Consider the following 13,897-nt stretch of genomic DNA (forward strand, 5'->3'; position numbering starts at 1 on the left):
ATATTCATGACAAATTTTAAAATGGCTGATTTATCATCGCTAGATATGGGACCACTAGCCACCGTTACACTTTCAAATGGGGAACTTTTTAATATCCCCCGTCTATCAACTCTAAAGCTTATCCGAATTGCGAAGTTTGCGGCGATTGACGGATATAAAATTTATGACAAGTATGAGAAAACAATTGCTGATCCTGACCTGTCAGAAGCGGAGAAGGTAGCCATTGTTCTAGAAGATTTGAAGGAAGAGCAAATCATTCATATTTTGTCTATCCTACTAGATATTCCGGATAAAGTAGCATTGCAAATAGACCCCTTTGATACGCTTGAAATCATCACGACCTATGTTGAGAAAACAGACATAGAAAAGGCTTTTACGAACGTCCGGAAGCTGATGAGAAAGTTCAGACCTCAAGCTCCGGACGAGAACCTTCAAGCACCGATACAGAACCCTATCTCGAATGGCTGAAATTGATTGATGATCTAGTTGAGAAGGTTGAAATCGTATCTTCTCACTTTGGCTATACAGAGGATTACGTTTTAGATAAAACACCTCAATGGCTAGGCAGGAAATATCAACAAGCCGATAGAGAAAAATATCAGGAGAAACAAAATGAAATAGACAACATTTTTAGAGGTGTTTCCTTAGTTATTGAGGGCGTATTTAACGAAGGGAAAAACGCAGATAATATTATGCTCCCAGACTATGAGGAAGCTATTAGACGGGCAGCAAAACAATTAAATAATAGCGAGCATTCTGAGTATGTAAGCGGAGTGTGGTGGAAGTCCGAGGATTAATCTCGGGCTTTTTATTTTGGAAGAAGGGAGGTTGGAAATATGCCTAATAACGTTGGATCGGCTAATGTAAAAATTACTGCAGATGACAGCCAGGCCAGAAAAACGACAAAAGGCTTTTTTGGTTTTTTGAAGAGTACAGGAAAAGTAGCTGCAGGTGTAGCCGGTGGTATTGCGATTTTTCAAGGAATTAGTAGGGCTGTAAGCGGGGCAAGCAGCTCTACTATCGGAGCCAATGCTTCGATGGAGCAGTACCGGAATACTCTCGCTGTTGTATTAAAAGACAGCGAAAAAGCAGTAAAGACATTAGCTTGGGCTGAGAAGTTTGCAGCAAAAACTCCTTTCGAAATTCCGGATATTATGGAAGCTACGGTTCGTTTGGAGTCTTATGGTCTTAAAGCTCAAGATGTGTTAGAAACAACCGGTGACATGGCTGCAGTAATGGGGAAACCTCTTATGCAAGCTGTTGAGGCTGTAGCAGACGCCCAGACAGGGGAGTTGGAACGACTAAAAGAGTTTGGCATCACAAAGGACATGCTCATTAAAAAATCAGCTGAAATGGGTAAATCCGAGGTAGTGAACGCCAAGGGACAAATCACGGACATGGAAGCATTTAATGAGGCTCTGTTCGCTCTGATGGAAGATCGATATTCTGGCGGGATGGAGATTCAATCAAAGACGTTCAATGGTTTAATTTCAAATGCCAAGGACTCAATGGGAACCATTGCAAGAGAATGGTCGAGACCTATATTTAAAAAATTTAAAACTGGACTAGAAAGAGTTGTCCCTGTAATGAGCGCTGTTGCATCGATGGCGAAAGGAGACGTAAAAGGGGCAGCAGACACTTTAACCAATGCCTTTGGGGAAGATAAAGCCAGTAAGATCATGGGATTCTTTAACAGTGTTAAATCAGGCTTTGACCAATTTGTTCAATATGCAGGTATGGCTAAAGAGGGTCTGGAAGCCTTGTTCGCTCTATTCACTGGCGATACGGCAAAAGGATCGTCCTTGTTACTAAAACTAGGATTATCCCCTTCGATGGTTCAGCAAATCATTGCAGCAATAAATCTCATCAAGCAGATTATAAATGGCTTTATACAGAGTACAATAGCTCGGTTTCAGATAATGTCGCAAATTGTCATTCAAGCGTGGTCTGTTTTATGGCCATTTATACAGCCTTTGCTCCAGCGAATTGTTTCGTTTGTCGGTGAAATCGTCTCCCAAATCACTCAATTTTGGCAAGAAAACGGAGCGCAAATTATAGCAGCGGCACAAAATTGTTTTGGTTTTATACTAACCATTGTACAGGCGGTCATGCCGGCCGTTATGGCCATAGTCAATATGGTCTGGACAAATATAGAGGGCGTTATCCGCGGGGCTCTAAATATCATTATGGGCTTGATCAAAGTTTTTGCCGGCTTATTTACTGGCGATTTTTCCAAAATGTGGGAAGGTGTAAAGCAGCTCTTTAAAGGTGCTGTCCAATTTCTTTGGAATTTTATTAACCTCATGATGTTTGGCAGGATCCTGGGTGGAATCAAGGCTTTTGCTACAAAAGCTATTTCTTGTTTTTCGAGTCTTTGGACTAAAGCGGTGCAGATATTCAAAAATCTAAATAACCAAGTATTTGCGATTATAAAATCACTTGTGTCCAAAGTGATTAGCTCGATAGTGAAATTTGCTACAAGTGTACGAAATAAGTTCAACACAATGAGAGCGTTTGGCCAGAATATTTTCAGTTCCCTTGGCCAAGCAATTCGATCAACCATAAGCAACATGGTTTCCAATGTGATTTCTAGAGCCCAAAGTTTGGTTACTGGATTACGGTACCGATTTGAGTCCATTCTTTCTAAGGCTAGATCGATCTTTAAGAAAATAAAAAATGCTGTTATGGATCCGATTCGTACTGCCAAGGACAAAGTGACTGGATGGATCAGCGATATAAAATCAGCATTCAGCAATTTCACAACCAAAATCAAACTTCCGCACTTTGGGATTTCTAATGCCTCTTTAAATCCTAAGGATTGGATTAAGAACGGGTTACCTAAATTAAGTGTTGATTGGTATGCAAAAGGTGCGCTATTTACTCGTCCGACGATCTTCAACACACCTGGTGGATTGAAGGGCTTCGGTGAAGCTGGACCGGAAGCTGCCTTACCATTAACTAAAAAGGTGTTAGGTGCTATTGGCGAAAAGATAGCTGGCCTGATGAGTCCTACTCGAGGAGAAGGTTTGAGAGCAGACATACACAATTACTTTACACCCGCTGAGTCTACGCCGGCAGAGTCAACGAAAAGACAAAAGAAGATGTTAAGAGATTTAGCATTGGAGCTGGACTAAATGAAAAAGATTACTTTTACAAATACACGTGGGGAATCAATTGTAATAGGGAGCCAGGCTCCATTTTTTTTAACGTCAATCGATGGGTTAGGTGATGTGGAAGCTGATAACCAGTCACAAAAAGCACCTTACCAAGATGGTTCTATTCCTTTTGATTCTAGGTTGGAGGAAAGGGTCATCCCATTTACTGTCTCGATTAAGGCAAACACACCCGGGGATTTGCCTGGATTACGACAAACATTGGCCAGGGTTTTCAACCCTAAACTTGGTGAGGGAACATTAACTTATGAGGATGGTTATCAAACAAAAGTCATAAAAGGAAAGGCAGATAGCATCCCTACATTTCCCTCTGGAAAAGGGAACAGGACACCATTAAAGCAGACCTCTTCTGTCTCTTTGACTTGCTATGATCCATATTGGAAAGACCCACAAGAAGTATCGCGAGCTTTAAAGGCTTATGAAGGGAGGTTCACATTTCCTTTCAATTTTCCAGTAGAGTTCGGGGTTGAGGGTGATTCTACAAGTATTTATAACGAGGGAGACGTAGAAACACCAGTTCAAATTAATATCCAGGGACCCGTAAGTAACCCGATGGTAAAAAATCGTACAACTGGAGATTATATAAGGATTTGGAGGACACTTTCTGCTGACGAGGTTTTGCATATAGATACCAATCAACAAAACAAAAGAGTAGAAATCTATCTCAATGGAAGCGTTATTCAAAAGGCGTGGGGTTATTTAGACGATTATTCGGAACTATTTAAGTTGATCCCTGGCCAGAACGAAATAAGTTATGTGGCTGATTCATCAACCGATAACGCAATTGCATCCATCGCTTGGAAGAATAGATATGTAGGAATATAGGAGGGAATAAAGACTAATGGTAGAACGAAGCTACTTTTTTAATACGCCTGAAGGCGGACCTGCTTATGAGTATAAAGCGGGAGATTTCGCTCGATTTCATGCCCAAATTATCGGTAATGGCGTGTCCAATACAAATACGTTAGATGACTTAGCTGTATCATCAAAGCAAAATATGACTGTGTCATTAGCAGCTGGATATGCATTTGCGAATGGTTATATGTACGAAAACACAGCAGCCAAAGACTTAATTCATGATATTGCGGAGCCTGACACCGACCGTATAGATCGCATAGTTATTGCATTCGATAATACTCCCACTCAAAGAAAGACCTATTCATATGTTAAAAAGGGGATTCCGGGTACGAACCCAACTCCGCCGTCTCTTACTAGGAGCAGCTATATTTATGAATTGAGTGTAGCCCAAGTGTTAATCGAAGCGGGAAAATCTTATATTGAAAATTATCAGATAACCGATGAACGAACAATCGATTCGGTTTGTGGATATATTCCATTGCATAACATTTATAGGGCGCTTTCCATTGATGAACATGGGACGGCATCGTTCCTTAATCAGTCCTTCATCAAGTCTATAAACGAGCAAGGCGTAACATTTGAACAAAGCCAAGTAAGAGAGGTTCCGTGGGGAACTATTATAGAAGATACACAAGGTGAAATTAATTCTGATTCCACATTCATTGCAAGAGCAAGGGGCATTTATAGCTTTTGGGCAGAAATCGGTTGGTGGGGTATATCTTTCCCTGTTGGAATTGATGTTCAGATTTATGTCTACGTCAACGGAGAAGAAGCCTTTCCTATGGTTGCGAAAGTGTTAGATTCATCGAATGATAACTTTGTGATTGCTAGTGGAATAGATCGCTTGCAAGCAGGGGATGAAGTACAATTCAAAGCCATAGTATTCCATACTGGCGGCGACCCTGTAACGCCAAACCTTATACGCCTAAGAGTTGCTAAACTTTCATAAGGAGGGAGTTAATGAAAAGACCTATTAGAGTGTACACTCCATACCTTGATTTAGAAAAAGAGTTTGAGAGATATGAAAGTTTACAGTTCCCCAGAAGTTTTTATGGAAAAGGTGAGTTTGAGCTGCATATTAACCGTTATATGGACGGTGCGGAAGTCTTAAAGAAAGGCAATATAATAGTTTTGGATAAAAAAGCAAACAAAGCCGGAATCATTCTGACTAGGGAGATTGCCCTCGATGAGAAAGGGAAAGCATCAGAAAACTGGAAGATTACTGGCTATACGTTAGATGGGTTAATCAGTCGAAGGCAAACAGTTCCAAGTAGTGATGATGCCGGAGGTTATGATCGGAAAAGTGGTGATGCAGAAACGGTAATGAAGCACTATGTGAAAAAGCATTTTGTTAATCCAGAGGATCCTAAAAGAAAAATGCCTATGATAGAAGTTGCTCCTAATAAGCACCGTGGTGACCACATTGCTTGGGAATCTCGGTTTAAAGTAGTGTCTGACGAGTTTGAAACAATTGGCAAGCAGACAGGGCTAGGTTGGACAGTATATGCAGATACGGCTAACAAAAAATTCATTTTTGATGTTATGGAAATGAAAGACTTGACGAAGGGAAACAAATCAGGGTTTACCCCTGTTGTGTTCTCTCCAGAATTCGGGACAATTAAAGATCAGTCATTTACCGATAGTGACAAAGATTACAAAAATGTAGGATATGTAGGAGGCCCTGGAGAAGGGGAAGAAAGGATAATAGTTCAAGTAGGTGAAGAAGCAGAAGGGCTGGAAAGAATTGAAACTTTTATTGACGCTCGGGATATCGGAAGTGAGGACGAGGAGCAGACTAATCAGGAAGTTGAACATCAACTTAAGGAACGAGGGGAGCAAAAGTTATTAGAAAAAGGAAGACTTCTGTCCTTTGAAGCACAAATCTTCACTCCAATAACAGAAGAAGTTAATCGAATTCCTAACGGTAAGCCAATCGCTAAAACCCCTTTCGAATATGAAGTTGACTTTGATATTGGTTGTCGGGTAACAATTCTAAACAAAAAATGGGGGATTATGCTTGCTGCACCAATCGTTGAATTAAAGGAAATTCATGAAGTGAATGGTTTTACACTCGAAGGAACGTTCGGGGAGGCTAAACCGACTCTCATTACGAAAATAAAAAAGAGGTTCGATGAACTTACAGGTGTAGAACAACAAGAGTTTCCCGTAAAATACTCAAAGGTTCAATTAGAAAAATCTATAAAATATACGAATGAGGGACTGACAAAAGAAGAACAGGAACGTATTAAACAAGCCGAAGAGAATTTAAAAAAGTCCAAAGAGCATACGGAAGAGTATGCAGAGCAGAAGTTTTATCGAGGTCCGACTGAACCTGAGAATAAACAGTTAATATGGATTGATACTTCAAATCCGGACCAGGACTTATGGAAACGTTGGGACGAAGCAACGAATTCATGGCAAATAGGTCCCGGCGGTCCGCAGGGTGTGCAAGGTCCTCCTGGTCAAGATGGACAAACGTACTGGACATGGATAAAGTACGCTGATGACGAGCTAGGAAACGGAATGAGCGATAATCCAACGGGGAAATCCTACATGGGGATTTCATATAATAATGAAAGTGCCGTTGAGTCCTCAAATCCTGCTGATTACCAATGGGCGAAAGTAGAAGGACCACAAGGACCGGAAGGCCCGCAAGGGGTTGAGGGTCCTCCTGGAGCAGACGGCCAAACTCGTTATACATGGATTCGATATGCTGACGATGAGCAGGGCAATGGAATGTCGAACATTCCAGATGGAAAGGAATACATTGGACTGTCGTACAACAATGTAGAGCAAACGGAGAGCGATGATCCTGCTGACTATTCGTGGTCGAAGTATAAAGGTGATAAGGGTGAAAAAGGCGAGACAGGCCCCCAAGGAATACAAGGCCCTCCTGGAGAAGATGGACAGCCACGTTTTACTTGGATACGTTACGCTGATGATGTAAACGGAAATGGGATGTCAAACTATCCAGACGGTAAAAGATATATCGGTTTGGCGCATAACAAGACGACAGCAACGGAGTCCACAGACCCTTCCGACTACACGTGGGCGAAAATAGAAGGCGAGACAGGACCACAGGGTCCAGAAGGCGATCAAGGTCCGCGGGGTCCACAGGGACCAAACATAGTGGACACCAATACTTCATTCGGTGTTAATTGGTTGGTAGCCGATTATATCAAGTCCTTAAACGGTTTGAATGTAGGTAATGGCCAATTCGTCGTAGATGACGATGGCAATGTACGTTTCGGTGGGGAATTGCAGGGTCCTAGCGGTACATTCGGTAATGTATCTGTAGTGGATGGCAATTTCGTGCTTAAGGATAGCACATCGGGTATGGAATACAATATCGCCAGCTTGCAAAATTATATACTAGATCATTCATTCGAGTTGATACGGGGCAATGGCAATGTCAATTATGATTATATGTGGTTGGATTATAATTCCGGTGATAGCAATAATGTCAGATCTTCATTATGGAAGAGCAATGGCACGCCAAGAGTAGGGCTAAGACTGGACAACAATAGCCATACAGTAGATTTTGGCAACCAAAATATATGTGTGCGTAATAGCGATTATGTGTCGCAATTTATACCTGCAGGAAAATTCAAAGTGGATACTGTATATTCTGTCAGTGCCCATTTTAGGAGACAGAGGAATGTATCGGCCGGAGCACGCCCGCGCATATCAATACAACTTTATGATGACATAGACGGCACTATTATCGAGACTTTCCAGCAAACCACATTTCCAGAAGTGCCAAGCGATTATAGCTCCGTACGTAGGTCCACTACTTTCAGTATACCTGCTTCACGGGAAAGCGATCTGGTAGATTACGTATCGGTCCGCATTGTATTCTGGGGGGCAAACAACTATTGGCATGCTGTTGATGGCGCACAGCTGGTGATGGGTAAATATCCGTCGATATACGCACCAGAGGAAGGTCTATATAGTTTCTTGAGTGGTACAGATGATCTAACCCTGCGTGAGGGTGTGCGATTCGGGCATTTGTCTGGGGCTACATTTGATAAATACGGAAACCTACACGCACCACCATCAGCATCTGCAGGGGCTTATTGGAACATACAGGATTACGAGGATAATGTCATACTCAAGGTTCCATGGGGATCTGATGGTGGGGACTTACAGTGGAAGGGAATAAATCTCACCCTAATGGAGCATTTATGGTCTGGGTCCATATATCCTAAGGGTGATCAAGAGGCATATCCATCCAAGAAGCTGTCGGAATGCAAAACTGGGTGGATTCTAGTATGGTCCGACTATGACGTTGGCTCTGGCTCCAATGACTTTAACTGGGTATTCAGCATAATACCCAAACGTTTCGGAATGACGTCACTGGAGGGCGGAGGATGTTACTTCGTAACCCCGAATAGTGATAATCTAGATCATGGCGCCAAATATATTTACGTATATAATGACCATATACGGGGCAATGACGGTAACAATAATGCCCCACTAAACGACGTGGTGTTGCGATACATTTTCGAATGTTAGGAGGGAACATGGTGAAGATATATCTATTCCTCGATGGCGACAGGGTAACGGGGTATGGTGATAGACCATCCTACATCCCTAATGAGATAGAGGTTGAAGTCGACGAAGGCCATGAATTACTAAGAAACCCGGTCATTTTCAAGTACGTGGACGACAAATTAATAAAAGACGGAGAGTATCAACAACAATTAATAAAGGAACGTGAGGAAGAAAAAAACAAGCCTAGTGACGAAGAGCTTAACGCCATCGCTCTAATGGAACTCACTGAATTAATGATGGGAGGTAAGTGAATGTTGGCTATGTTATTTGCAACTTACATTATCCGTGGCAAATGGGACTATAACAGAGTGCCAGACGTGCTTAAGCCGGACGTTGATGCCATTTTAATCGCCGAGGGCCGCGAAGATTTGATTATCGCCGAATAGTCGTATTTTTTATGCTTGTATTGTTGTATCATTGCCAAATACGGGTTGCTAAAATAATATAGATAATAAAGGTAGGAGGGGTTTTTTGGATAGAGTTAATTTGCTAAAAGGAGCACAAGGTCTGTTCATTCTTATAGCAGTTTTTGCTGGAATAGTAGTTTTATTTAAATATGTAACAGTAGATTTAAAAGCTCCCATTCCAGGTGGCGGTAACACCATAGTAGATATGAGTAGTCCCTATGGTGAGATTGGCAAGTTCTTACTTTCCATTCATTCTTTTGCAATTAAGACATTTGTAGTATCGCTAATAATAACAATACTGCTTAATATTCAAGTCAAAAATTCATATTAAAAATTATACGCTAGATAACTCTGGCGTATTTTTTATATTTTTAGAGAGAGGCAAATTATTGGGGGAGGGTCATTAGAATGGAGGAGATTACCGTGGATACGGTATTACAATATTTTTTAACTCAAGGGCCGTTTGCGGCTCTTTTTGTTTGGTTGTTGATATATGTCATGAAGGCTAATCAGGCTAGAGAGATGAGATTGCAAAGCTTATTGGAAAAGTTCAGTGAAAAGTACGATGTCGTTATAAATGAGTTAAAGGATATCAAAGATCGATTGCCCCCCAGGTAGTCGGTTTTTTAATTGACTAATAAGGAGGTGAGAACATGGAAGACGTATTGATTTTTGCAACGGTCATTTTGCCAATCGTGACGGCCTTGGTGGAACTGGCTAAGCGTACAGTGACTATTCCAAAAAACATTGTACCGTCTGTAAGCTTTGTGGCCGGCATTGTTATCGGCGCAGCTGCCTATCCGTTTACGGACCTGGAGCTTGTATTGAGACTGTGGGCCGGTGGCTTTGCTGGATTGGCCGGGACTGGCTTGTTCGAATTGGCAGTGAACAAACGAGAAGGAACAACAAAATAAAGGAGCGTGTTAGCATGGTAAAAGTAGCAATCGATATCGGACATGGTTCCGATACGTATAATCGTACAGGAGGGAAAGGCGTTAGGAAAAATGGCAAGGTGTATGAGGAGCATGACTTCAATTCTCTTGTCGCCCAGGAACTGGATAAGCTGCTACAAGCAAACAACATTGATACCTTGATGGTCCAGGAGCCGTTCTCTTCGGAGGTTGGCTTGACTGAACGGACCAATTATTACAACGAGAAGGGCGTTGACCTGGTATGGTCTATCCATGCAAATGCAGGAGGAAAAGATGCTAGTGGCCGGTGTGCTTTCTACTGGTACACTGCTGAAGACTCTAAGCGGTTGGCGGAATTGTTTGTAGAGGAAGTAAAGGTAGCAGGTTACAGTACACACGGAAACGGTTTGCATGCATCTAATCCAGACAGTTGGACTAATCTCCACATTTGCCGGGAGACAAACATGACAGCGGTTCTGACGGAGAATGGATTTATGACAAACAGTGAAGAATTTGAATTGATTTTCGGTAGTAAGCAAAGCGAATATGTTGAAGCGGTAGCGCGGATCCATGCCAAAGCGATCACGCGCTATTTTAATGTCGATTTTAAGGACACGGAGACTGGTGAGGTTGTTAAGCATAAGCCTGCCAAGAAGCAGAAAACTAGGTCTGCCACAGCTAAAAAAAGCAAAGACAATCCTAAACTTAAAGTTGATGGTGTGTGGGGCAAGCAAACAACTAGGGTATTGCAGGAGGTACTTGGCACAGTTGTCGATGGTGTGATTAGTAATCAGTTGCACAACAGTGTAACCAAGATGATTGTCAGCGGTATTACCTTCGGCAAAGGCGGAAGCATGGTTATCAAAGCCTTACAGAAATTAATTGGTGCAAATGCTGATGGATATCTTGGGCCCAATACTGTGAGGAAGCTTCAACAGTATCTCGGTACGCCAATTGATGGTATTATCAGTGATCCATCGATGATGGTAAGAGCACTACAGCGGAAACTTAATAGCGAAAAGTTGTAATAAAAAGTCAAAAGAAAAAGCCCTCCTTAGTGGGGGCTTATTTAGTTTCTTCTGTATTACCTTCACCTTTTAGTTGTTCCACACATTCCTTTAGTAACTGCCGAAGCTACTCTATATCATCCAAAGTTGCTTTGTTGCGGATAAAACCACGTGCGCCAGACCTACCCCTCAAAGTAACGAGAGCGTTCTTTATTCTTTTCTTGCCAGTGTTTATTCGCTTCTGTTAAAAATCAAAGAATCAATGAAGACAAAGAATCATTTTTAACAAGATAGGTTGATTATAAAAAAAATTACAACTAGACTGAAATTTAAATAGATGTAAAAAAATATATTTATACCATGTTTTTACAATTAAAACATGGTAATCTCTGATTTGGAGGGCAGAGCATGAATTTACTTAAAAAACACAAGTTTAAAATTATCCTAATTTTGATTTTAGGTATTTTTTTATTTTGGATTAGATCCTTTATATGGGGGCCTATTAATTTTGAACAAATAGACGTTTCAGATAATCAAGTTGTATATGAGTCTGATCCAAAAAACAATGAATATTCAATTAAGGTTTATTATTATAAAGGTCCTATGGCCTATTTTGAATATTCATATATTGGGTCCTTATATAAGGATGGGAAATTTGTAAAAAATATATTCTGGATTTCACCAAGCGGTAACGATCTTGAAATAGAATGGCTAAATGAAAACACTGTTCAATTGCATAATGTTAAGAAAAACAATGAAGGAATTAAATTAAATATTTTAAGAGATAAATATGATTTCCGATAATAATTGGGATTTTTTTTAAAAAAAGGAGGAAAATACCTATTTTTGTAGAAATAAGTACTGACACTATTTAAAAGGAGATGTTTTTATGAAGGTGAGAAAGTACTTATTTTTGATTATGGTGCTGTTATTGTTAGTTGCAAACAATCCATTTCAAGTTCTTGCAGCTGAAAGTAGTGGTACAGCGACTGTTAGTGGAGTTGCAGGAGTATCTTTGACTCAAAAATTTACAGATGAGGAGAATAAAGAATTTGGAGACAAATTGGAGGACATAGAAAATAAAGTGGAAAATGTAGAATATAAAAATAAAAAAGTCTCTAGATTTTACCCTGCAATCGATGGTTTAGTTAAAATAAATGGTGAACCTGTTACAGTAAATGACCATGGAGAATTTAATTTAGATGTGGAGCCAGGAAAATATATTGTCGAATTTGAAGATGGGGTATCTTGTATAACTAAGAAAATTAATATAAAGGAAGGAGAAACTATTGATTTAGAATTAATTAAAGAAAGGAATTTTAAAAAATTTATAGACTCTATGGACAAGAATCACAAAAATAAAAAAATGGAAGAAAGCTCCAACGGGAATATGGGCCACCATGATAGTAACAATGTAAATACAGAACAGAATGATGAGGTGACCATTTTGTTAAACGATCCTATTTCTGGGGATCATCAAATTGATGAAATTGGAGAGAAAGGACGAACTGGCGCTTTTGTTCATTGTAACCGGTTTAACGGAGATGCACCAGGTATTAGTCAAGACGAAACTTATTACTCATCAAGTACTTACCAAGCATTCAGAAATTTCATAGGTAGTGATTGTGACAAGGCAATGGTGGATTATGGATGTGTCAGTATTGGAGATATGGGACCCTGCCAGGGATTACATCATTATCAGGATTGGATAAATACAAATATCCAAAACTGCTCACTAGAAATAGGGCATGGTATTTTATATCATAGTCATTAATTTCATATATAATGCAAGTGTTAAAGATAATAATAAATAGTTTGTTTTGAGAGAACATACCTGAGTATGTTCTCTTTTATAACAATGTTCTACAATACTCTGGAGTGTTAAGAAATACCGCATAAAAAAATGCATACAAGTCCATATTCTTATTACACTTCAGCTAATTGCTCAACCAATCGACACATCCACAATCTCACTCGGCATCAAATAATCAATCCCGTCCGAAGTCTCAACTTCCAGCTGCTCCATTACTATGCCACGGATTTGACCGTCAATGACTCTAATCCGCATGTCTTCATAATACTGTATATCGACCAGAGCGCCGGAAGCCATAGCCTTATGTAAGGTGCGCTCAATTTGATAAACCTGGTCATCGGACAGGATAGGCTTTTCTACATCTTCCTCGGATTCGTACCAGGCCTGCAGCATAGCTTGATGTTCCGGCAGCATCATTTTGGATGCTTCCCATTTTATATTTCCGCGATCGTTTAGTTGGACCATGTAATCACTCCTTTATAGGAACGTATGTTCTATTAATTATATAAAAAGAGTGGCCATAAAGCAAATTGCTGACCACAATTTGACCATATTGACCACAAAAAGACCTTAAATTATTTATCTGTCATTAAACACTATTGTTGCGCTTTAATAAAACAAACAGCAGTAAAACGTTAATTTTTATCTTGAAATAATACTTATTTACCCTTGTTAACATCGGGTCGCATATTTGCAAGATATAAATGTAGGGTGGAATCTATATAACATTGTCTCTTGCAAGCATATATTTTAACAGAGGTTAAAGAGAAAAATCAACTTGTATTTAAAGGTAATAAACGCTCTCAATTTCCGGTTTAGAATGAAAATCGTCGAGGAAATGAAGAAAAGGAAATGGGAATTGAATAATTCTTTCCCATTTCTTTCACAATAAAGAAGGTAAGGGAATTAGAAATACTTTGTGCCCCTTTACCCGCATTATTGTAAGAAGGAGGTTTTTTTCATGACAGGAAAAGTCAAATGGTTTAACGCCGATAAAGGGTTCGGATTCATTGAAAGAGAAGATGGCGACGATGTATTCGTACACTTCTCAGCCATCCAGACTGAAGGTTTTAAAACGCTTGATGAAGGCCAGGAAGTCGAGTTCGATATTGTCGAAGGCGACCGCGGTCCGCAGGCGTCTAACGTCCAGCCTTTATAATCTGCCACTACGTAA

At 40.3% G+C, this 13,897-nt stretch carries 16 protein-coding genes; 15 read left to right on the forward strand and 1 reads right to left on the reverse strand.

The window, feature by feature from the left end:
- The first annotated feature begins 6 nt into the window (after positions 1-6).
- From F6X55_RS17885 to F6X55_RS17945, 14 genes are all read left to right on the forward strand, one after another.
- Positions 7-468: a hypothetical protein gene (locus tag F6X55_RS17885; protein ID WP_153465135.1), complete on the forward strand. Its 462-nt coding sequence runs from the start codon at positions 7-9 to the stop codon at positions 466-468.
- A 2-nt stretch (positions 469-470) separates the two neighbouring features.
- Entirely contained in the window at positions 471-797 is a 327-nt protein-coding gene (locus F6X55_RS17890) for a hypothetical protein (RefSeq protein ID WP_153465137.1), read from the forward strand.
- A 39-nt stretch (positions 798-836) separates the two neighbouring features.
- Positions 837-3,134 carry a phage tail protein gene (locus F6X55_RS17895; protein WP_153465139.1) on the forward strand — a complete coding sequence of 766 codons (2,298 nt, stop codon included), beginning with the start codon at positions 837-839 and terminating at the stop codon, positions 3,132-3,134.
- Entirely contained in the window at positions 3,135-3,998 is an 864-nt protein-coding gene (locus tag F6X55_RS17900; RefSeq protein WP_153465141.1) for a phage tail family protein, read from the forward strand. It begins immediately after the preceding gene.
- A 16-nt stretch (positions 3,999-4,014) separates the two neighbouring features.
- Entirely contained in the window at positions 4,015-4,980 is a 966-nt protein-coding gene (locus F6X55_RS17905; RefSeq protein ID WP_153465143.1) for a hypothetical protein, read from the forward strand.
- An 11-nt stretch (positions 4,981-4,991) separates the two neighbouring features.
- Positions 4,992-8,546 carry a Gp37-like protein gene (locus F6X55_RS17910; protein WP_153465145.1) on the forward strand — a complete coding sequence of 1,185 codons (3,555 nt, stop codon included), beginning with the start codon at positions 4,992-4,994 and terminating at the stop codon, positions 8,544-8,546.
- Between the two features lie 11 nt (positions 8,547-8,557).
- The gene (locus tag F6X55_RS17915; protein WP_153465147.1) at positions 8,558-8,836 is read left to right on the forward strand and encodes a hypothetical protein; all 279 of its coding nucleotides are present in this window, start codon (positions 8,558-8,560) and stop codon (positions 8,834-8,836) included.
- Positions 8,837-8,971 (forward strand): CD1375 family protein, encoded by a 135-nt coding sequence (locus tag F6X55_RS20350; RefSeq protein ID WP_272914953.1) that lies wholly within the window; start codon positions 8,837-8,839, stop codon positions 8,969-8,971. It abuts the gene before it with no gap.
- Positions 8,972-9,056: 85 nt separating this feature from the next.
- Positions 9,057-9,323, forward strand: a complete 267-nt coding sequence (locus F6X55_RS17920) for a hypothetical protein (protein ID WP_153465149.1) — start codon at positions 9,057-9,059, stop codon at positions 9,321-9,323.
- A 77-nt stretch (positions 9,324-9,400) separates the two neighbouring features.
- Positions 9,401-9,610 carry a BhlA/UviB family holin-like peptide gene (locus tag F6X55_RS17925; protein WP_153465151.1) on the forward strand — a complete coding sequence of 70 codons (210 nt, stop codon included), beginning with the start codon at positions 9,401-9,403 and terminating at the stop codon, positions 9,608-9,610.
- Between the two features lie 35 nt (positions 9,611-9,645).
- Positions 9,646-9,906 carry a holin gene (locus F6X55_RS17930; RefSeq protein ID WP_153465154.1) on the forward strand — a complete coding sequence of 87 codons (261 nt, stop codon included), beginning with the start codon at positions 9,646-9,648 and terminating at the stop codon, positions 9,904-9,906.
- Positions 9,907-9,920: 14 nt separating this feature from the next.
- Complete coding sequence (locus tag F6X55_RS17935; protein WP_153465156.1) at positions 9,921-10,931, forward strand: N-acetylmuramoyl-L-alanine amidase family protein; 1,011 nt, start codon at positions 9,921-9,923, stop codon at positions 10,929-10,931.
- A 387-nt stretch (positions 10,932-11,318) separates the two neighbouring features.
- Positions 11,319-11,714, forward strand: coding sequence for a DUF5412 family protein (locus F6X55_RS17940; RefSeq protein ID WP_153465158.1), 396 nt, complete (start codon positions 11,319-11,321; stop codon positions 11,712-11,714).
- A gap of 85 nt (positions 11,715-11,799) precedes the next feature.
- Entirely contained in the window at positions 11,800-12,684 is an 885-nt protein-coding gene (locus tag F6X55_RS17945; protein WP_153465160.1) for a hypothetical protein, read from the forward strand.
- A 171-nt stretch (positions 12,685-12,855) separates the two neighbouring features.
- Here F6X55_RS17945 and F6X55_RS17950 read toward each other — a convergent pair whose 3' ends face one another.
- Positions 12,856-13,188 (reverse strand): YolD-like family protein, encoded by a 333-nt coding sequence (locus F6X55_RS17950; protein ID WP_153465162.1) that lies wholly within the window; start codon positions 13,186-13,188, stop codon positions 12,856-12,858.
- 496 nt (positions 13,189-13,684) lie between these two features.
- On the opposite strand from F6X55_RS17950, the gene F6X55_RS17955 reads away from it, so the two are divergent.
- Entirely contained in the window at positions 13,685-13,882 is a 198-nt protein-coding gene (locus F6X55_RS17955) for a cold shock domain-containing protein (protein WP_026571405.1), read from the forward strand.
- Positions 13,883-13,897 lie beyond the last annotated feature (15 nt).

Origin of the sequence: Sediminibacillus terrae, from assembly GCF_009602435.1 — a bacterium.
In the GTDB taxonomy this organism is placed as follows: domain Bacteria; phylum Bacillota; class Bacilli; order Bacillales; family Amphibacillaceae; genus Sediminibacillus; species Sediminibacillus terrae.